13 protein-coding genes are annotated in these 20,184 nt (G+C 71.0%); 5 read left to right on the forward strand and 8 right to left on the reverse strand.

Going from position 1 to position 20,184, the window contains the following annotated elements; translation table 11 throughout:
* Window positions 1–3 precede the first annotated feature (3 nt).
* Window positions 4–1,260 (reverse strand): TIR-like protein FxsC, encoded by a 1,257-nt coding sequence (locus ACN27G_RS35495; RefSeq protein WP_421496985.1) that lies wholly within the window; start codon window positions 1,258–1,260, stop codon window positions 4–6.
* Window positions 1,261–1,737: 477 nt separating this feature from the next.
* Here ACN27G_RS35495 and fsxC point away from each other — a divergent pair, with 477 nt between their 5' ends.
* The 3 genes from fsxC to fxsT all read left to right on the forward strand — a co-directional run bounded on the left by fsxC (window position 1,738) and on the right by fxsT (window position 7,916).
* Complete coding sequence (gene fsxC, locus ACN27G_RS35500; protein ID WP_421496986.1) at window positions 1,738–2,913, forward strand: FxsC protein; 1,176 nt, start codon at window positions 1,738–1,740, stop codon at window positions 2,911–2,913.
* Window positions 2,914–3,136: 223 nt separating this feature from the next.
* Window positions 3,137–3,997, forward strand: coding sequence for a TIR-like protein FxsC (locus tag ACN27G_RS35505; RefSeq protein WP_421496987.1), 861 nt, complete (start codon window positions 3,137–3,139; stop codon window positions 3,995–3,997).
* Window positions 3,984–7,916 carry an FxSxx-COOH system tetratricopeptide repeat protein gene (gene fxsT / locus ACN27G_RS35510; RefSeq protein ID WP_421496988.1) on the forward strand — a complete coding sequence of 1,311 codons (3,933 nt, stop codon included), beginning with the start codon at window positions 3,984–3,986 and terminating at the stop codon, window positions 7,914–7,916. The genes ACN27G_RS35505 and fxsT overlap by 14 nt, the downstream gene beginning before the upstream one ends.
* A 33-nt stretch (window positions 7,917–7,949) precedes the next feature.
* On the opposite strand, the gene ACN27G_RS35515 is transcribed toward fxsT, so the two are convergent.
* From ACN27G_RS35515 to deoC, 5 genes are read right to left on the reverse strand one after another with little or no spacing between them, the layout of a single operon-like run.
* The gene (locus tag ACN27G_RS35515) at window positions 7,950–9,785 is read right to left on the reverse strand and encodes an HEXXH motif domain-containing protein (RefSeq protein WP_421496989.1); all 1,836 of its coding nucleotides are present in this window, start codon (window positions 9,783–9,785) and stop codon (window positions 7,950–7,952) included.
* A 24-nt stretch (window positions 9,786–9,809) separates the two neighbouring features.
* Window positions 9,810–10,631, reverse strand: coding sequence for an aminoglycoside N(3)-acetyltransferase (locus ACN27G_RS35520; RefSeq protein WP_421496990.1), 822 nt, complete (start codon window positions 10,629–10,631; stop codon window positions 9,810–9,812).
* Between the two features lie 33 nt (window positions 10,632–10,664).
* Window positions 10,665–11,489: an aldehyde dehydrogenase family protein gene (locus tag ACN27G_RS35525; protein WP_421496991.1), complete on the reverse strand. Its 825-nt coding sequence runs from the start codon at window positions 11,487–11,489 to the stop codon at window positions 10,665–10,667.
* Window positions 11,482–12,912, reverse strand: a complete 1,431-nt coding sequence (locus ACN27G_RS35530; RefSeq protein ID WP_421496992.1) for an aldehyde dehydrogenase family protein — start codon at window positions 12,910–12,912, stop codon at window positions 11,482–11,484. Before ACN27G_RS35530 ends, ACN27G_RS35525 begins: the two co-directional genes overlap by 8 nt.
* Before the next feature lie 5 nt (window positions 12,913–12,917).
* On the reverse strand, window positions 12,918–14,003 hold the full coding sequence (gene deoC / locus ACN27G_RS35535; RefSeq protein WP_421496993.1) for a deoxyribose-phosphate aldolase: 1,086 nt from the start codon (window positions 14,001–14,003) through the stop codon (window positions 12,918–12,920).
* 123 nt (window positions 14,004–14,126) lie between these two features.
* On the opposite strand from deoC, the gene upp reads away from it, so the two are divergent.
* Window positions 14,127–14,759, forward strand: a complete 633-nt coding sequence (upp, locus tag ACN27G_RS35540) for a uracil phosphoribosyltransferase (RefSeq protein WP_421496994.1) — start codon at window positions 14,127–14,129, stop codon at window positions 14,757–14,759.
* A gap of 116 nt (window positions 14,760–14,875) precedes the next feature.
* Window positions 14,876–15,553, forward strand: coding sequence for a GOLPH3/VPS74 family protein (locus tag ACN27G_RS35545; RefSeq protein WP_421496995.1), 678 nt, complete (start codon window positions 14,876–14,878; stop codon window positions 15,551–15,553).
* A gap of 42 nt (window positions 15,554–15,595) precedes the next feature.
* On the opposite strand, the gene ACN27G_RS35550 is transcribed toward ACN27G_RS35545, so the two are convergent.
* On the reverse strand, window positions 15,596–17,296 hold the full coding sequence (locus ACN27G_RS35550; protein WP_421496996.1) for a phospho-sugar mutase: 1,701 nt from the start codon (window positions 17,294–17,296) through the stop codon (window positions 15,596–15,598).
* A gap of 887 nt (window positions 17,297–18,183) precedes the next feature.
* A complete protein-coding gene (locus ACN27G_RS35555) occupies window positions 18,184–20,136 on the reverse strand; it encodes a protein kinase domain-containing protein (protein ID WP_421496997.1) in 1,953 nt (650 codons plus the stop codon).
* Window positions 20,137–20,184: the final 48 nt, after the last annotated feature.

The raw sequence follows: 20,184 nt of genomic DNA on the forward strand, positions 1-20,184 counted from the left end.
TCCTCACGGTCCCTGGAGAATCGGGCGGGTACGCGGCGGCGCCGGCCCGGAGTCGACCTGACCGGCCTCTGCGAAGAGCCGGTTGCGGGCCACCTCCAGGACCACCTGCAGATCCTCGTCGAAGGACCGGTGGCTGAGGATGTCCGCGCGGTACGCGAGCGCCTCGCCGCTGGCCACCCGACGGATCAGTACGCTGCGCAGCCCGTCCGAGAGCCGTCGCCAGTTGTCGTGCGTCTCGCGGTCCTCGTGGCTTCGCGGGACCATGGCGGCGGTGGCCGGGGCCTGCCGGTCCTGTTCGGTCAGGGCCTGCCGGTAGTCGTCGAGTTGGGTCGCCCAGGCATCCACCAGGAGCACCACTATGGAGTCGCCACTCGTCGCCACGCCCGTCCCGGTGGGCATCGGCAGCGGTGACGCCTCCGAGCTGAGGCCGCGCCGGGCGGCGATCGCCCGGGCGAAGCTGGCCAGCGGGTCCGGCAGCGACGGCCGGTACGGCGCCCAGTCGAGCGCGGCCGCGCCGTAGAACTGCACCTCGCGCCGGACGGTGCTCGCCTCCCGCTGGTTGGGTGCGGCGATCAGGAAGTGCACATGATCGGGGTGGGATCGGATGGGTACGTTCTCGCCGGCCGGCGGACCCCTGGTCTCCGCATCGGGATGGAACGCGCTCCTGACGCTGACGAATTCGACGCGCTGGTGCTTCGGCAGCGGTGTCAGGGGGTCCGTGGTGGCGTTGTCCACGATCCGGTCGGCGAGGATGCTGATCGCGTCGATGTACTCGTCCGCGTTGCGGCGCAACCGCATGAGCTGGCGCAACCCGTCCCGCCGGTACGCCTCGCTGAACACGTCGCGGTCGTACTGCACCGCCTGCACCACCTCCGGCACCTGCCGGGGCGGCAGCCAGAGCACCGGCAGCAGCGCGGCCGAGCGGGCGTCCCCGGTCGCCTCGTGCTGCCGCATCCGGTCGGTGAAGATCTGCCATTCCCGGCCGCACGGCTCGCTGGCGAAGTATCGCGGCGATACCAGAGCCACGAACGAGCAGGCGTTGGCGAGGGCGTCCACCAACTCCGCCGACCACGTCGCACCGATCTCGATGCTGCTCCGGTCGAAGAAGCCCACCCCGGCGTTGCTCGCCAGTCCCGCCCGTACCCGGACCTCGGCGCAGAGATCCCGGTAGAACCGCTCCACGTAGGGGTCGTCGTCGCTGCGCGCGTAGCTGAGGAAGAAGTGCAGGCGGTGGGGGACACCGGGCTGCTCCGCGGTCACCCGAACGACCCCCGTCCTGCCGGTACGACGATTAGGGACGCGGATGGTGGCCGGCGGGGCGGTGGACATCCGCACAGACATGATGCCCGCTCGGCAGGCGATTGCGTAGCCATTGGCTGACCGGATAGATTGGTCGGATCGCTACACGGCGGGTAAAGCCGCGTTGACCTGGCACGATTCACATTCGCGGTCGGGTTGATCAGTTATGACGTGCGTCCATGAGGTAGCAAGGAAGGTGACGCTTCCTTGCGGCGCGTCCAAAGGTTACCCGGGAGGCAATGTGCGGCGTGGACCACGGGTTTCTCCGGTAAACGTCGACCTGACCCTGCCGATCAGTTGCTCGGACATGTCCGCATTGCGGCTTGCGGCCGGGGCGTCGTACCTCCAGAATGGGACCCGCTGTGTCTGCGGCCCTTCTCGGTAAACGTGATCTAGGAAGTCCGGCCGCATGAATCGTCCCCGCCCTAGGAGGAGCTGTTGACGCAGTTCTTCCTGAGTCGTGCTGCGGGTGACGACGACAGCTACGCGCTCCGCTTCTTCCACGACCTGTCCGCCAGGGTCCGGGAGGTCTCCGGCGTGGACGGCGACGTCGGGTTCGTCGAGACGGTCGACGGCGACAGCCGTTCGCCCTGGTCCACGGCGACCCGGAACGCCCTGGCCGGCTGCCAGGCCTTCGTCGCCCTCTGTTCGCCGCGCTACTTTCTGAGCGAGCGGTGCGGACGGCAGTGGTGGATCTTCGCGGAGCGGCTCCGGCAGTACGAGCGGGAGACCGGGCGACGCGCTCCGGCGCTGCTCTCGGTGCTCTGGTCCGACAGCGGCGTCGCGGAGGGTGGTGGCGAGGCCGTCCGGCAGCTCATCCGGCTGCGCAGTCACCGGGCGCGCTACGAGGCGCTGCTCGCCTCCTTGGCCGGGCAGATCGTGGCCTCGACCGAGGAGCACCTCGTCCCGCCGGTCAACCCGAACTTCGACCTGGCCACCGTGCCGAACGCGTTCGACTACACGAGGCTCGAACCGAGCGTCCAGACGCCGCCGCGGAAAGATCTGGCGGATGCCGCGACCCAGCGGGTGCACTTCGTCGTGGCGGCCGGGAGCCGTGCGGAGATGGGCGCCGTCCGCGACGACCTCCGCTGCTACGGTGAGCGGGGGAGGGACTGGGCCGCGTACCGGCCGTCGCTGCCGGAGCCACTGGTCGCGCATGCCCGCATGCTTGCGGCCGAGCGCCTCTTCGGCTCGGACGTCGCCGACCTCGACGATCTGTCCGAACGGCTCGACCAGGCCCGGCGCAACAACGAGATCGTCGTGCTGCTGGTCGATGCGTGGGTTACGAAACTGGCGTCCTACCAGCGGATACTCGCCGAGTTCGACGGCCACGCGGAGCCGATCGTCGCGGTGCTGGCACCGTCGAGCCTGACCGACGCGGAGACGGTCAGACACGGTGGCGAACTCCGGGCCGGCCTGGCCCGGACGCTACCGCGCCACCTGGCGCGCGGCGACCAACTGGTCCGTCTCGAGATCGACAGCCCGGAGGCGTTCGAGACCGATCTCGTGGCGGCGCTGGAGGAGGCGCAGAATCGCATCTTCAGCCACGGCCGGGTGTTCCGCCGGCCCGCCCAGGACGAGCCCGCCGACCGTCCCATCCTGCAGGGTCCGTAATGGACCGATGATGTCACCGCGCACTCTCACTCGACATTCGCCGTCGGCTCGACGGCGGCGGCGATGGCACGACTCGGCACGAGAGTACGATGCGAGGTCTTCCTATAATGAGCATGGCTCGCGAACGACGCGCATTTCGGCAGCTCCGTGCCGTACGGTGATCTCCCACTTCGACGTTGATCGGATATCCCGGTCGGTACGGCGCGGAGTCCGGGGAGGACCGGTGCTGTACTTCTTCTTGAGCTACGCGCATGGTGGACGCGACGACCAGGCCCGCGTCCAGCGGTTCTTCGCCGACCTGAGCACGGAGATCGCGATGCTGACCGGCGAGGATGTCGGCACCCAGGTCGGGTTCCACGATGGCGGGGCGTTGCGCCTCGGGGACCACTGGCCCCGGCAATTGTTCGAGGCGCTCTGTCGCGCCCAGACAATGATCGCGTTGTTCTCCCCGCGCTACTTCCGCAGCGACTTCTGTGGCCGGGAATGGGCGGTGTTCAGTGCACGGATCCGGCGCTGGGAACAGCCCGCCGGACCGCGCCAGGCCCGGTTGATTCCGATCTTCTGGGTGCCGACCCCGGTGCCCGACTTCCTGGATCACATCCAGCATCACGACCCACGGCTCGGCGCGGCGTACGAGCGGGAGGGCCTGCGCGAGTTGCTCCGGGAGGACGGCCGGGACTACGACCGGTTCGTGCTGGCCCTCGCCCGGCTGGTCTGCGAGGCCGTCCAGCAGGATCGCCGGCTGCCCGAGGTCGATCCGCGCTCCGGCGCCGAGGCCGATCTGCGGGCGGTGAGCAGCGCGTTCCACCCACCCGCCGAACCGGTCCGGCCCGATGCGGTCGCGCAGCCGGAGCCGGCACCGAGGTCGATGCCGTGGGACCGGTCGGGCCGGGATGCCGACGCGTCGGGCATACCGCGGGATGCGGATGAACGGGATGCAGACCAACCGGACATTCCGCAGCCCCGGCCGATTCTCAGTCTCGAAGCCGCGGAGGACCTGGAGCGCCCCGATTCGGAAGAGCCGGTCGGGGACGCCGGTGCCGCGCCACACACCGGGTGGGGGGATGGTCATGATCGACCATGAGGACAACCGGCAACCTCTCGGCCGGATCATCACCTTCTATTCCTACAAGGGTGGTACCGGCCGGACGATGGCGCTGGCCAACGTCGCCTGGCTGCTGGCCAGCAACGGCCACCGGGTGCTGACCATCGACTGGGACCTGGAGTCTCCCGGGCTGCACCGCTACTTCCACCCGTTCCTCGTGGACAAGGAACTGCGCGGCTCGCACGGGGTGATCGACCTGGTCCGCGAGTACGCCAGGGCGGCCACCCGGCCGGCCGAGGACGGCTCCGCGGTGCTGGATCCCGCCGAAGTCTCCGACCTGGCCCGGATCCAGCGCTACGCCAGTTCGCTGGAGTTCCCCTTCCCGGGTGACGGTGGGATCGACCTGGTGCCGGCGGGCCGGCAGGTCCCGGAGTACTCGGCCCGGGTCAGCACCTTCAACTGGGACGACTTCTACGACCGGCTCGGCGGGGCGGCCTTCCTGACCGCACTCCGCAAGGACCTGCGGGCGAACTACGACTACATCCTGGTCGACAGCCGGACCGGGCTCAGCGACACCGCCGGGATCTGCACCGTCGTGCTACCGGACGTGCTGGTCAACTGCTTCACCATGAGCACCCAGAGCATCCAGGGCGCGGTCTCGATCGCCCGCTCGATCCGCAACCAGCGCCGGGGACAGCCGATCCAGATCTTCCCGGTGCCGACCCGGGTCGAGGATGGCGAGCAGACCAAGCTGGAGCGCAGCCGTACGCACGCCCGGCAGCAGTTCGAGCCGTTCGTCAGGGCGCTGGAACGGCAGAACGCCGACAAGTACTGGGGCTCCGTCGAGATCCCCTACAAGGTCTACTACGCCTACGAGGAGATCCTCGCCGCGTTCGGCGACCGGCCCCGCCAGGAGGGGACGCTGCTGGCCGCGTACGAGCGGCTGACCGGGATCGTGGTCGGTTCGCCGGTCGAGCTGCCGGTCCTCATGCCGGAGGCCCGGCGGCTGCGCTGGTTGGCCGACTTCGAACGCCGGACGCCGCCGGGACCGGGCGAGGTGGTGGTCAGTTACGCACCGCGGGACCGCATCTGGGCCGAGTGGATCGCGGCCGAGTTGAACCGGGTCAGCCAGTCCAGCCGGCTGGTCGAGCAGCGCCTGTCGGTGGAGGAGGTCGACCGGGCCGACCGGATGCTGGTGCTGCTCTCCCAGGAGTACGCGCGTTCCCGGGACGCGGCGCGGCTGTGGCGGCGCGGGCAGGAGAAGGATTACGACGGACCCGGCCGGTTCATCGTCCCGATCCGGTTCGACACCACCCCGACCCCGTCGACGATCGAGGAGCGGGACGTCATCGACCTGCACGGGGTGTCGGCGACCAGGGCCCGGGAAGCCCTGCTGGCGGCGCTCGATCTGGTGGACGTGCCGTCGTCGCCCGGTGCCGGGGGCGAGGGGCAGACCTGGCCGCGGTTTCCGGCCGCGCTGCCGCCGGTCTGGCGGGTGCCGGCCCGGAACCCGGCGTTCACCGGCCGGGCCGGGATCCTGGAGACCCTGCGGGACCGGCTGCACCGGCATCCGACGGCACAACCGCTGGCCCTGCTCGGCCTGGGCGGGGTCGGCAAGACCCAGATCGCCCTGGAGTACGCGCACCGGTTCGCCGCCTACTACGAGATCGTCTGGTGGATCTCGGCGGACCAGCCGCAGATCGTCCGGGCCGAGCTGGCCAAGCTCGCCGGGCAGCTCAAACTGCCGTCCGGACCGACCGTGAACGAACAGGTCGACGCCGTCCTCCAGGCGTTGCGGCAGGGCAGCCGCTTCCCCCGATGGCTGATCATCTTTGACAACCCGGAGGAGCCGGAACAGCTCCGGGACTTCCTGCCCGACGGGCCCGGCGACGTGATCGTCACCACCCGCAACCAGGGCTGGACACAGGTCGCCGAGCACCTCGAGATCGGGGTCTTCGAGCGGGCCGAGAGCGTCGAGCTGATCTCGCGCCGGGTGGAGACGATGGCGCCGAGCGACGCCGACGCGGTGGCCGAGCGGCTGGGTGATCTTCCGCTGGTGGTGGAGCAGGCGGCGGCCTGGTTGGCCACCACGGCGATGCCGGTGCGGAGCTACCTGCAACTCTTGGACACCCGGTTGCCCGAGATGCTGGCCGAGAAGCCGCCGCAGGGCTATCCGACCTCGGCGGCGGTCACCTGGAACCTCTCGCTGCAACGGCTGCGGGAAGGCCGACCCGCCGCCGCCCGTCTGCTGGAGCTGCTCTCGTTCTTCTCCCCGGAGCCGATCCCGACCTGGCTGCTCCAGACGCCGAGGATGGTCGAGGAACTGGCCAAGGTCGACCGGGCGATGCGCGACCCGCTGCTGCACGGCGCGCTGATCCAGGATATCGGTCGTTATGCGCTCGCCCGGGTCGATCCGGCAAACAACGCGATCCGGGTTCACCGGCTGGTACAAACGGTTATCAGGGACGCGATGAGCGTCGAGGCGAGGGCGGAGAGCCGGGTGCAGGTGCAGGAGATCCTCGCGGCCACGTCGGCGGCGAGACAGGGCGGGGTGGACGACCCGGAGAACTGGTCGACCTACGAGGAGCTGCGCCCACACCTCGAACCCTCCGGCGTGCTCGAGTCCCGGGACGACGCGACGCGACAGCTGGTCCTCGAGATGGTGCGCTACCTCTGGCTGCGTGGCGACCTCGCGGGCAGTGAGGAGCTGGCCGAGCGGGCGCTCAAGCAGTGGTCGACGATGTTGGACACCGAGGACGCCCTCGCCCTGCGGCTGCGGGTGCTGCTCGCCAACACGCTGCGGACCGCAGGCCGGCTCCGCGATTCGCTGGCCAACAGCAGAGAGGTGCTGCCCCGGCTCGCCGAGCTGCTCGGTCACGACCACTTCTACACGCTCGAAGCGGCGGGCGGCCTCGCTGGCGACCTGCAGTACTCGGGAGATTACCGTGGGGCTGCGGACCTGAACCGCGCGTCCTGGCAGCGGTGGCGCGCCACCTACGGCGACGACTTCTTCCGGACACTCGGCGCGGCGAACAACGTGGCGCTGACGGAGCGGTTGGCCGGAAACTACGGCGAGGCCGCGCGGATCGACGCGGACACCCTGCGCCGCCGGCGGAAGGTGCTCGGCGAGCGAAACAAGTGGACCTTGTACTCGGCAATCGCCTACGGGCGAGACCTCCGGGCCCTGGGCGACCACGTGGCGTCCCGCGAAACGCTGGAGCGGGCGCTGGAAGGCTCCCGGGACCTGCTCGGCGACGACGATTGGCTGACCCTGGTCGCGGCCAAGAGCCTTGCGGTGACGATCCGCCGGATGGGCCACCCGCACGACGCCGTCGCGCTGCTTGACGACACACTGCGTCGAGCTCACCAGACACTCACCGAGCGGAACCCGGAGACCAACGGATGTCTGCTGGAGTCGGCCTGCCTCCGGTCCGTGCTCGGGGATCACGTGCTGGCCCAGGCACAGGCACGCGACGCGGTGACCTATTTCCAGAAGGAGTTCGGAGCGGACCACCCGTACACCCTCGGCGCGGAAAATGATCTCGGTATTGTCCTACTCCGGGCCGGGGACGCCGCGGCAGCGCTGCCGGTCCTGGCGGATGCCGCCGAGCGGTTCACCGACGTCCTCGGCGACGACCACCCCTACACCCTGGCCTGCCGGCTCAACCTGGCCAACGCACGATCCGCCACGGGCGACGCGACGGAGGCCCGGCGGCTGGATGAGCGCAGTCAGGGCAGGCTGGTGGAGCGGTTGGGCCGGGAGCATCCGACCACGATCGCGGCCACGGCCAACCTGGCGATCAGTCTCCGGGACACCGGTGCCGTGCACGACGGCCGGCGCCAGCTTCAGAAGGCGCTCGACCTGTCCCGGCAGGTCCTCGGCGACGAGCACCCGAACACCGCCGCGATCCGTGATGGCCAGCGCATCAGCATCGACATCGAGCTTGAGCCGCTTTAGATCGCTAGAGCAGAGCGGATGGCATCCCACCGGCTATCGGCGTGTCGCCAGCTGGGTGGCCAGCCACCGCAGCACGTCGGCTGGGTCGGCTTGGCTGCCGGCCTCGTGCAACTGGCGGGCCAACCCCAGATGCTCGGTCACCCGCCGGGGTAGATCCGACTCACGGCCGAACGCCACGGCGAGCCCGATCCACGCTTCGACGTTACCCCGCCGGATCGTCGAGGCGTAGCCGCGTACCGCGTCGGAGAAGCGGCCGTCCAGGTATGCGAGGTCGGCGGGGCTCGGCGTTGCTGCGGCGTCCACCTCGCCGCCATTGGCGGTCGCCCGGATCATGGCGACCAGAACCGGCTCGGCTGCCACCGAATCGGTCGGTTCCGACGTGGTGGCGACGGGGAACAGGGTGGCCAGGTCCACCCGCTCCGGCAGCCAGGCCGGTCGGGGTGCGTCGGCGAGCCAGCTCAGATCGTCGGCGGGTGTCGGGCCGTTCGTCAGGCGCCACCGGATGATGTAGGCCAGCGCCGCATCGGCGGCGTACCGGTCGATGTCGGTCGGCACCGCCTCGTCCCCCCAGGCGACCAGCTCTCGCGCCATCGGTTTGACGAAGGTGACGCCGAGACGGGTCAACGCGCTGGTTTCGAGCAGGTTCTCGGCGGCGAGCAGGGTGAGCCGGCGCCAGAGTGCGAACTCGAAGTGCGCGGACCGCAGGGCCGCGGGATTGGTCAGGCTCTGCCGACGGCGCCGCCAGAAGTCGCAGACGCCCAGGTGCGCGTACGTGCCCTGCAACAGCGCCGACAGCGGTCGCGGGTCCGGCCGCCACGGGGCGAGATAGTGCCCACCCGGGTCCGCTTCGTGCAGGTTGACCAGGTCGTTGATGGCCACCAGTTTCATGTGTTGGAACTCGTGGATCAGTGACAGGGCGAGGGATTGCGGCTCGGAGAAGCTGGAAACAGCCACCGAACCGAAGGCGTGGAACGAGGTGGCGCCCCGGGTCGTGCCCTCGGCGGCCGGAGCGAGCGGCACCACGGAGACCAACGCGGTCCGGATCCCCGCGGCGTAGTCGGGAAACTGCCGGGTGAGGAGCTTCCAGGCCAGCCGGAAACGCCGGCCGAGCCCTGCCGCAGCCTGATCGGTCAGCCGGTCCGCCGGCAGCCACTGGTAGCAGTCCCGGTACGGGTCCAGGTCCTCGATCGCCAGCTGGTAACGGTGGCGTCCGTCACCGACCTGAATCAGCCGCCGGGGCGCCCAGTCCTCGGACGGCTGTTGGAAGGGCGGCGCGACCGCTACTCGCCGGGTGGAGCCGACGAAGACCAGCCGGCCCGGTACACCGACGATCCGGACCGGACCCGGGCCGAGCCCGGTCGCGGCGCCGAGGGTGGGCAGTACGACGGTCCCACCGCTGTTCGTCAGCTCGACCTCGAACCGCATGCCTGCCAGGGCCGCCGCGGCCGTAGCCAGGGCGGTCAGGTAGTCGAGGGCGCCGCGCGGTTGCCCGCCGTCGCCACCACCGCTGTCGAACCGCCGCAGGCAGGTATTCGCCCAGTTGTCCAGGTAAGGGTGAGCCAGCAACCTACGTGTGACCTCTGGCCGGCGATTCTCAGCGGTCGTGAGCAGCGCGAAGGCCCGTTCTGTCGAGGTCGCGGCAGGACCGCCGAGCAGCCGCGCTCTCCGGTTGACCTCACGCAACTGCACCAGGCGTTTCGACCGTTGGCTGGCGACCAGGATCTCGATCGCGTCGCGGTCGCCACCACCCCGCCCCAGCGCCGTGAACTGCTCGGCCGTAAACCCGTGCCGCTTCGCCGGAGTGTGCCGTGATTGTTGCCGCTGCGACATCGTCGGCGCAGGTCGTGCGGAACGTGGGGGTTCATCCATCTGCCCACCTTCGGCGTGTCGCCGTCAGTCGGGAGACGTGAGCTGGCCCGACGCCGGGCGATGACGGGGCAGCCAGGTCATCGCGTACGTCACCGCAGAGCTGACGGAAAACAGCACCGCCTTCCCAGCGCCCACATTACCGATTCGGACTGCATTCGCGGAGATCGATTCGAAATCCCTGCCGAGCTCGGCGAAGTCGCGGTCGTCCAGCAGTGCGGCCCGATAGCTGGTCCACCGCCGCCGGCCCTCCGGAGTCGTCACCACGCAGCGGTTGGTCCGGTGGCCCAGCCCGGGCAGCCGGTACTCCGCCAGATGGAACGCGGTGCACTGCTCGTATCCGACGCCGACGAGCAACGTGTCGCCGCCGGCCAGCTCGATCGCACCCAACGGGGACTCCGGTCCGAGCTCCGAGGTGATCGGGTGCCGGGCGGTCAGCTCCCGGGCCCGGGCGCCGACCGCCGCGAACGAGGTCTGCGGGTGGTCGCTGCGCGCGGCCCCGGGCCAGGTCCGGACCGTCTCCGCGATCATGCCCAGCTCGCGGCAGGGTGTGACGGCGGGATCGAAGGCCGGCAGCTCCGCCCGGATCGCCGGCCACCAGGACTCGGGGACCCGGACGTGTGACCAGTGGGACGGGTCACGGTTGTCCCAGGTGAACGCCGGTACGACAAGCGTCCCCTCCGCGCCCAGCACGTCGAGCAGTGCCCGGACCACCGTCGGGGCGCCGCCGCAGACCCAGCCGAGCGCCCGCAGCGAGGCGTGCACCAGGATCGTGCTCCCGGCCCGTACTCCCAACTCGCGCAGGTCCCGGACGAGACTGCTCCGGGTCCGTGGCGCCGCCTCGCCCATGCGACGGCAGTGTGCCAGACGAGGTGGCCCTCGTCAGACCCCCTTCGGGTGCCAGACAGTCTTGGTCTCCAGGAACGCCGTCATCCGGCCGATCCCCGGGTCGGCGCTCCAGTCCACCGGCCCGGCGGCCGGCCGCAGCACCCGCTTGAGGTTCCCGGCCGCGGCCCGCTCCAGCTCGGCGGCGAGCTCCGGGTCGGCGACCCCGGTCAGGTCGAGCGCGTTCACGTCCATGTGCCCGGCGAGCCAGGGTGCGGTCTCGGTCGGCCGGCCGGTGAGCAGGTTCACCACCCCGCCGGGCAGGTCGGAGGTGGCCAGCACCTCGGCCAGGGTGACCGCCGGCAGCGGGCTCGCCTCGGCGACCAGCACCACCACCGTGTTGCCGGTGACGATCGCCGGTGCGACGACGCTGACCAGCGCGAGCAGCGCCGGTTCGGCCGGGGCGACCACCCCGACCACCCCGGTCGGCTCGGGTGCGGAGAGGTTGAAGTACGGCCCGGCGACCGGGTTGGCGTTGCCGTACACCTGGGTGAGCTTGTCGGCCCAGCCGGCATACCAGACCCAGCGGTCGATCGCCTCGTCCACCTCGGCGGCCGGCGCGCCGAGGCCGACGAACTGGTCCCGCCGCCCCTCCAGCATCTCGGCGACCCGGTAGAGGATCTGCCCCCGGTTGTACGCGGTCGCGCCGGACCAGCCCTTGACCGCCGCCCGCGCCGCCAGCACGGCGTCCCGGACGTCCTTGCGGGAGGCGAGTGCCACGTTGGAGTTCTGCACCGGATACGACCGCCCCGACTCGCTGCGCGGGAACTTCCCGCCGATGAAGAGCTTGTACGTCTTGCGTACCGCCACCCGCTCAGACATCGAGGTACGCCTCCAGACCCTGCCGGCCGCCCTCCCGGCCGTAGCCCGACTCCTTGTAGCCGCCGAACGGCGAGGTGGGGTCGAACTTGTTGAACGTGTTGGCCCAGACCACCCCGGCGCGCAGCCGGTCCGCCATCCAGAGGATCCGGGAGCCCTTCTCGGTCCAGATCCCGGCCGACAGTCCGTAGGGAGTGTTGTTCGCCTTCTCCACGGCCTCGGCAGGGGTGCGGAAGGTCAGCACCGAGAGCACCGGTCCGAAGATCTCCTCGCGGGCGATCCGGTGCGCCTGGCTGACCCCGGTGAAGATGGTCGGGGCGAACCAGAAGCCCTGCTCCGGCAGGTCGCACGGCGGGGACCAGCGCTCGGCACCCTCGCTCGACCCGATCTCGCTGAGCGTCCGGATCCGGTCCAGTTGTTCCGCCGAGTTGATCGCGCCGATGTCGGTGTTCTTGTCCAGCGGGTCACCGACCCGCAGCCGGGCCATCCGGCGCTTGAGCGAGGCGAGCACCTCGTCGTACACCGATTCCTGGACCAGCAGCCGCGAGCCGGCGCAGCAGACGTGGCCCTGGTTGAAGAAGATGCCGTTGACGATCCCCTCGACGGCCTGGTCGACGGGGGCGTCGTCGAAGACGATGTTCGCCGCCTTGCCGCCCAGCTCCAGGGTGAGCTTCTTTCCGGTGCCGGCGACCGCGCGGGCGATCTGCCGGCCGACCTCGGTGGAGCCGGTGAAGGCCACCTTGTCGATCCCGGCGTGCTCGACAAGCGCCCGGCCGGTCTCGCCGGCCCCGGTGACGATGTTGACCACGCCGGGCGGCAGGTCGGCCTGCTGGCAGATCTCGGCGAAGAGCAGCGCGCTGAGCGGGGTGGTCTCGGCCGGCTTGAGCACCACCGTGTTGCCGGCGGCCAGCGCCGGGGCGATCTTCCAGGCCAGCATCAGCAGCGGGAAGTTCCACGGGATGACCTGCCCGGCCACGCCGAGCGGGCGCGGGTCCGGTCCGAACCCGGCGTGCCCGAGCTTGTCGGCCCAGCCGGCGTAGTAGAAGAAGTGCGCGGCGACCAGCGGCAGGTCGACGTCCCGGGACTCCCGGATCGGCTTGCCGTTGTCCAGCGACTCCAGCACCGCCAGTTCCCGGGAGCGTTCCTGGACGATCCGGGCGATCCGGAACAGGTACTTGGCCCGGTCCCGGCCGGACATCGGGCCCCAGACCTCGTCGTACGCCCGGCGCGCCGCCCGGACCGCCCGGTCCACGTCGCCGGGTCCGGCCTCGGCCACCTCGGCGAGCGCCTCCTCGGAGGCGGGATTTATCGATTTGAGGGTGCCGCCGTCACCGGGCTCGACGAACTCACCGCCGATGAAGAGCCCGTACGACGGCTTCAGGTCCAGCACGGCGCGCGACTCGGGCGCGGGGGCGTATTCGAACATGCTGCTCAGTCCAGGGTGAAGTAGTCGGGGCCGGAGTAGACGCCGGTGCTCAGCTTGGTCCGCTGCATCAGCAGGTCGTTGAGCAGGCTGGAGGCGCCGAACCGGAACCGGTCGGGGTGCAGCCAGTCCGGGCCGGCGGTCTCGTTCACCAGTACCAGGTATTTGATCGCGTCCTTGGTGGTCCGGATCCCGCCCGCCGGTTTGACCCCGACCTGCCGTCCGGTGGCGTCCCGGAAGTCCCGGACCGCCTCCAGCATCACCAGGGTGACCGGCAGGGTGGCGGCCACCGGCACCTTGCCGGTCGAGGTCTTGACGAAGTCGGCGCCGGCCAGCATCGCCAGCCAGGAGGCCCGCCGGACGTTGTCGTAGGTGACCAGCTCGCCGGTCTCCAGGATGACCTTGAGGTGGGCGTCCCCGCAGGCGGCCTTCACCGCCACGATCTCGTCGTAGACCTCCCGGTAGCGGCCGGAGAGGAAGGCGCCCCGGTTGATCACCATGTCGATCTCGTCCGCCCCGGCGGCCACGGCGGCGCGGGTGTCCGCGAGCCGGACCTCCAGCGGCGCCTGCCCGGACGGGAACGCCGTCGCGACGCTGGCCAGATGCACCGGGCCCGGCCCGCCGGGTGGCTGCACCCGGCCCGTCCCGTCCCGAAGCTGTTGTCCCCGGCCCGCCCCGGCGGGTAGCGCCCGGCCGGCGTCCGCGCCGGTCCCGGCGAGCACGGCGGCGGCCACCGGGACCATCGTCGGATAGACGCAGACCGCGGCGACCGGCGGGCACGACGGGTCGGCCGGGTCCGGGCGCAGCGCCTTGGTCGCCAGGGCCCGCACCTTGCCCGGGGTGTCGGCGCCCTCCAGGGTGGTCAGGTCGACCATCCGGATCGCCATGTCGATCGCCCACGCCTTGGCGCTGGTCTTGATCGAGCGGGTGCCGAGCATCGCCGCCCGCTGCTCCGCCCCGACCTGGTCCACCCCGGGCAGGCCGTGCAGGAAGATCCGCAGGGTCGCCTCGGAGCGCCCGACCTCGGAGAGGTCGGAGCGGTCGGAGCGCGCCGGTGCGGTTGCCGCCACCGCGGACGCCGTTGTCGCCGTCATGGCGGCAAGTCTACGCACCGGTACCGCCATGTGATCTTGATCATAGGGCGGCGGAGGTGGCGGGCGGCCCACGAGTGCCGGCGGCGCATCGCGCCGGGCAGGTTACCGGTAGGTTGAGCGACCGTGGACGTACTCGTGGTTGACCATCCGGTGGCCCAGACGAGGCTGACCGTGATGCGCGACGCCCGGACCGACTCGGCGTCGTTCCGCGCCGCGCTGCGCGAACTCACCAGCATGCTGGTGTACGAGGCCGCGCGCTCCCTGCCGGTCGAACGGTTCTCGATCGACACCCCGGTCGCGCCGACCGACGGCATCCGGCTGGCCAACCCGCCGCTGCTGGTCCCGGTGCTCCGCGCCGGCCTCGGCATGGCCGACTCCGCGCTCGGCCTGCTGCCCGAGGCGTCGATGGGGTTCGTCGGGCTGGCCCGCGACGAGCACACCTTCGAGCCGCGCGCCTACATGGAGTCGCTGCCGACCGACCTGACCGGGCGGCCGGTGCTGGTGCTCGACCCGATGGTGGCCACCGGCGGCTCGCTGGAGCACTGCTGCCGGCTCCTCGCCGACCGGGGCTGCACCGACATCACCGTGCTCTGCGTCCTCGCCGCGCCGGCCGGCATCGCGCGGCTGGACCGGTCGGGGCTGCCGCTGCGGCTGGTCACGGCCGCCATCGACGAGCGGCTCAACGACCGGATGTTCATCGTGCCGGGGCTGGGCGACGCCGGTGACCGGCAGTTCGGCGGCATGCCCCGGTTCTGACCCGGCCGGATCGTCCCGCCCCGGCCGGGGCCGTCCGGGGCGGGAGGCGAACCGGCGGCGACCGCGTCGGCCGGGACGCATGCGCAGGTGGCGCCGAGCGGCTACCGTCTCGGGCCATGAGTGGTGTTGGGCTGGCCGAGGAACTGCTGCTGCTCGGCTACGACGATAAGTCCGGCAAGGCGACCGGGTCGCGGATCGGACTCGACCTGGGAATGGCCGCCGCGGTACTGGTCGAGCTCGCGCTCGCCGGCCGGATCGCCTTCTCCGACGGGTCGATCGTGGCCACCGACCCCACCCCGACCGGCGACCCGATCGCCGACGACGTGCTCGCCCGGATCGCGGCGGACTCCCCGCACACGCCGGCCTCCTGGGTGCAGCGGCTCCGGCACGGGTTGCGCGACCGGATCCTCGGCGATCTCTGCGCGCGGGGTGTGGTCAGCGACGTCGACGAGACCGAACTCGGCTACATCCACGTGCACCGCTACCCGGTGCTCGACCCCTCGGTGGAGGCCGAGATCCGGGGCCGGTTGGTGGACGCGCTGACCGGCGAGGCCGTGCCGGACGAGCGGACGGCGGCGCTCGCCGCCGTGATGGCGGCGATCCGGGTGCAGCCCAGCCTCGGGCTGACCGGTCCGGCCGCCGAGGACGCCCGGAAGCGGCTGACGGAGATCGCCCGGAGTGCGGGCTTCGCCGACGACGGCAGCCTGGAGGAGAGCACCATCCGCCCGTCGGTGGCGCTGGTGATCGCCGCGCTCTCCCGGGCCATCGACGCCGCGCTGGGCAGCCGGACCTGACCTGACCTGACCGCCCTCCGCCCGCACCGGCTGCGCGACCGGTTACCAGATGCCGAGGGCGGCGGCGGTCTCGGTGCGCAGCGCGCGTACCGAGGCGGCGGCGCGCTCCCGGGCCGCCGGCACGTCGCCGTCGGGGACCGGCTCCACCACCTCCAGGTACGCCTTCAGCTTCGGCTCGGTGCCGGAGGGCCGGACCACCACCCGGGCGGAGCCGGTACGCAGGATCAGCACGTCCGCCGCCGGGGCGAGGTCCCGCACCGACGTGACCGGCTCGTCGAGCAGCGTTCCCGGGGTCCTCGTCCGGAGGTGGGTCATCGCGTTCGCGATCTCGGCCAGCTCGTCGACCCGGACCGAGAGCTGGTCGGTCAGGTGCACGCCGAACTCGGCGGCCAACTCGTCCAGCCGGTCCGCCACGGTCCGTCCGCCGGCCTTCAGCGTCGCCGCCAGCTCGGCGAAGAGGAGCGCGGCACTGATCCCGTCCTTGTCCCGCACCTGCTCCGGGGCGACGCAGTAGCCGATCGCCTCCTCGTAGCCGTACGTCAGCTCGGCGTCACCGGACTCCGGCTCGGCCCGGACGATCCACTTGAAGCCGGTAAGCGTCTCGCCGTAGGGCAGGCCACGCGCCTGGCAGAGGGCGCGCAGCAGCGACGACGAGACGATCGTGGTGGCGTAGAGCCCGGTCCGGCCCTGCCGGACGAGGTGGTCGGCGAGGAGCACGCCCACCTCGTCGCCGTGCAACATCCGCCAGCCGCGCACCGGGTCGGGGATGGCCACGGCACACCGGTCGGCGTCCGGGTCGTTCGCGATCGCGATATCCGCGCCGATCTTCCCGGCCAGCGCCACCAGCCGGTCGACCGCACCCGGCTCCTCCGGGTTGGGGAAGGGCACGGTGGGAAAGCTCGGGTCCGGCTCGGCCTGCTCGGCGACGATGCCCGGCACCCCGAACCCGGCCCGGCTGAAGACCGAGGTGAGCACGGCACCGCCCACCCCGTGCAGCGGGGTGTACGCGATCGTCAGGTCGCGGGGCCCGTCCGGCCTGACCACCCCGGCGGTGGCCCGGACGTATGCCGCGACCACGTCGTCGCCGAGCACCTCGCCGGGCTCGCCCAGCGGCACGGCCGCCAGCGGCCCCACCGCCCGGATCGCGGTCTCGATCTCCGTGTCGGCCGGGGGCACGATCTGGGCTCCCGCGCCCCGGGGCCCGCCGGTGGCGGCGCCGAGGTAGACCTTGTAGCCGTTGTCCTGCGGCGGGTTGTGGCTGGCGGTCACCATCACCCCGGCGACCGCACCGAGGGCCCGGACCGCGTACGCCAGCACCGGGGTGGGGAGCGGCCGGGGAAGCAGCAGGGCCGGTCGCCCCGCACCGGTGGCCACCCGGGCGGTCCGCTCGGCGAACTCCTTCGAGCCGCGCCGGGCGTCGTACCCGATGATCAGCGGGCCGGGCGCGGCGCGGCCGGCGAGCCAGCCGACCAGGCCGGCCGCCGCCGCGGTGACCACGGCCAGGTTCATGCCGTTCGGGCCGGCGCGCAGCGGCCCGCGCAGCCCGGCGGTGCCGAAGGTGAGCGGGCCGGCGAACCGGTCGGCCAGCTCGGCCGCGCTCGCCGGCAGCCGGTCGAGCACGCCGCGCAGCTCGTCCCGGGTCGCCGGGTCGGGATCGTCGTCGAGCCACGCCCGGGCCCGGGCCCGCAGCCCGGCCAGCTCGCCCGCGGGCACGTCGTCCGACTGGTGAGGTTCTGCCGCCATCGGACTGTGATAGCACGTCGACCGACCCGGCACGCAGCCCGGCCCTCCGCCGCGCGGGTGCACGCTGCGACGGGGTTCGTGAGCCTGAAGTGCAGAAAGTGACTGATCTCCCACGATCAGTTGCGATCACCTCAGCTTTTGGCTAATCTTAGGAATTGTTATCGGCAAATGTCGATAATGAATTCGGCATCCTGGGGAGGATCTGTGCGAATACCGCTGACTGTCGTTCGGGCTAGGTTGTCGCTCATGCTCGTGGTGGTGTTAGGTTGTGTTGTAGGTGTTGTTGTAGCCTCACCGTCCACTGCCCTTGGCTCTTGCTCTCACTCGAGTTCCTACCGCTCGACCAACGGTCCCCTCCGAGTGGTCGGTGCAGGTAGTACTGGTCTAGCTCTCCGCACTGGTCCGCACACCTCTTGTGGACTAATTACGCGTTTTGAAAATGGAACGTACTTGGGGATGGCTTGCTATACAACTGGTGACACGATCAATGGCATTACTACCTGGTCATTCGTGTACCTCTATACAGTTGGGGAGCCGCAGGGGTGGGTCTCTGATTACTACGTCGAAGATTACGGGGCAAATATGAGCTGCTAGGTCATATTTGCGTTGTTGTTAGCCGCCGACGAGTTGCCGACTGACCTTGCACGTGCTGCCCATGCTCGGGTGCTAGCTTCGATTTCCTGTGATGTGGGTCCTCATGGACGCGCTGGTCTTGGGTGCGGGCTGATGGGTTGGTTCTGGCTGCCGGTGACGATGGCTGTTCGACAAACGGACGAACAGCCATCGCATAGGGTGCGATGGTGCCTTCGTTAGACAGAAGAGAACGGCTTGCGACGAGGGTATCCGGGCAAACGTTCCGCTCTTTGGGGCCGAGCTACCCCACGGTCCTATCGGGCACTGGTTAGCTTGAAGGATCGGACCATCTCATCGAAGATTCCCTTGCTGTCCTCGAATCGCTCGTCTGGAGTGGTCAGGTAGAATGAGTAGACGTTGCCGTCGGAGACGACTGCATGCCAGATGCCGTGCCGCTTCTCGTCACCCTTGCCGCAGGTATACTCCAGCTCGGCTGAAGGCTTGCCAGCTAGTTCGGCATCAGCCAGTGCTATCTGCTGGTAGGGCTCGGAGCAACTGGTCTTATTTCTGGCTAAGCGGTCGCCGGCACTTTTGAGGAATGGCAACGGTCGGCTACTCGAGGTGGCCTCTTCTACCAAAAGCCGTATCCGACGTCCACTGTCCTCAGGATCGGTGTAGTCGATCCATACGACCTTTTTTGGTGCAATCTTTTTCCAGCCCTTCGGCACGTTGACAGAGACTCCTCGTTCGCTGTGGGACTGGGTGGCGAACGCGGCCTTGATTGGCGCGGCGCTGGACGGCCCCGCCTGGGGCGCCGGGTTGACCGGGTCGGCACCGCCGCCGCCGAGCGAGAGGGCGACGACGCCGACCAGCAGCGCGGCGGCGACGCCGCCGGCCACGGCGAGCTGCGTCTTCCGGGGCCACCCCTTGACGGTCCGCAGCACCGAGTCGCCGGCCTGCCGGGCGCCGGCCAGGCCGCGACCGAGGCCGCCGCCGCGAGCCGTGTGCACCGTGCCGGCCCGGCCGCCGGCCCCGGGCATCGCCCCGGTCGGCGTGTCGAACGGCCCGCCGCGCCGGCCGGCCGCGCCCGGCATCGCGCCGGTCGGGGTGTCCAGCGGGTTGGCGCCGTTCGCCGGTGGGCGGTTGGTGCCGGCGGCCTCGCGGGCGCTCCGGGCGATCCGGTCGGCCAGGGACTCGCCGGGGGCGAGCATGGCCCGGCCGCCGATCTCGCCGTTCGGCGTCGGCTGCGGACGCGTGGAGCGGGTCGGCTCGGCGGCGGTCGGTGGGGCCGCCGGTGACTGCGGCGCGGCGGCCGCCGGCTGCTGCCACGGTGACCGCTGGCTCGGCACCACCGCGTACGGGTCGGTGACCAGGTGTCCGGCGGCGTTGCTGGCCAGCGGGCCGGCCAGCAGCTCGCGGAGCATGGTCCGGGAGGCGGTCACGTCGAGCCGGCGGGACGGGTCCTTCTCCAGCAGGCCGAGCAGCACCCGGGTCAGTGGGCCGGACCGGGAGGGCGGCGCGGGCGGGTCCTCCACCACCGCGTGCATGGTCTCGATCGGGTCGCCCTTGTCAAAGGGCGGCCGGCCCTCCACCGCCGTGTAGAGGGTGACGCCGAGCGAGAAGAGGTCGCTGGGCGGGCCGAAGTCCTGCCCCATGGCCCGCTCCGGCGAGATGAAGTGCGGCGAGCCGAGCACCATGCCGGGGGTGGTGAGCTGCACGTCGGTCGGCATCCGGGCGACGCCAAAGTCGGTGAGCACGCACCGGCCGTCGGAGCAGATCAGCACGTTCGCCGGCTTGACGTCGCGGTGCAGTACCCCGATCGCGTGCGCCACCTCGAGCGCGCCGAGCAGCGCGATGCCGATCTTGGCAACCGCGCGCTGTGCGAGCGGGCCGTCCTCGATCACCATGTCGGCCAGGCTGCGCGCGTCGAGCAGCTCCATCACGATCCACGGCCGGCCGCCCTCGTGGACCACGTCGTAGACCTGCACCACCGCCGGGTGCTGGAGCGCCGCGGCGGCCCGCGCCTCGCGGAGCGTGCGTTCGTACATCGCGTCGCGATCGCTGGGGGCCAGCCCCGGCGGGAGCACGACCTCCTTCACCGCCACGTCGCGGCGGAGCAGGGTGTCGGCGGCACGCCACACGGTGCCCATGCCGCCGTGGCCGACCGCCGCCCGCAACGAGTACCGACCGCCGATGGTGACGCCGGGTGCCGCACGTCCGTTGGTGGGATTGGCCGGTCCGCCACTCCACGTCGGGATCTGAGTCACAGAAAAGCCACCGAAGAGAATCGAGGGGGCACAGGACAGAACCCCCCT

The organism is Plantactinospora sp. WMMB334 (assembly GCF_049179095.1).
Classification (GTDB): Bacteria; Actinomycetota; Actinomycetes; order Mycobacteriales; family Micromonosporaceae; genus Plantactinospora.

What these genes read in the sequence shown, in the direction of transcription:
- ACN27G_RS35515 (WP_421496989.1), bottom strand. Translation starts at nt 9,785, where the DNA reads ATGGATGAACCCCCACGTTCCGCACGACCTGCGCCGACGATGTCGCAG.
- ACN27G_RS35545 (WP_421496995.1), top strand. Translation starts at nt 14,876, where the DNA reads ATGAGTGGTGTTGGGCTGGCCGAGGAACTGCTGCTGCTCGGCTACGAC.
- ACN27G_RS35530 (WP_421496992.1), bottom strand. Translation starts at nt 12,912, where the DNA reads ATGTTCGAATACGCCCCCGCGCCCGAGTCGCGCGCCGTGCTGGACCTG.
- ACN27G_RS35550 (WP_421496996.1), bottom strand. Translation starts at nt 17,296, where the DNA reads ATGGCGGCAGAACCTCACCAGTCGGACGACGTGCCCGCGGGCGAGCTG.
- ACN27G_RS35525 (WP_421496991.1), bottom strand. Translation starts at nt 11,489, where the DNA reads ATGTCTGAGCGGGTGGCGGTACGCAAGACGTACAAGCTCTTCATCGGC.
- ACN27G_RS35520 (WP_421496990.1), bottom strand. Translation starts at nt 10,631, where the DNA reads ATGGGCGAGGCGGCGCCACGGACCCGGAGCAGTCTCGTCCGGGACCTG.
- deoC (WP_421496993.1), bottom strand. Translation starts at nt 14,003, where the DNA reads ATGACGGCGACAACGGCGTCCGCGGTGGCGGCAACCGCACCGGCGCGC.
- fxsT (WP_421496988.1), top strand. Translation starts at nt 3,984, where the DNA reads ATGATCGACCATGAGGACAACCGGCAACCTCTCGGCCGGATCATCACC.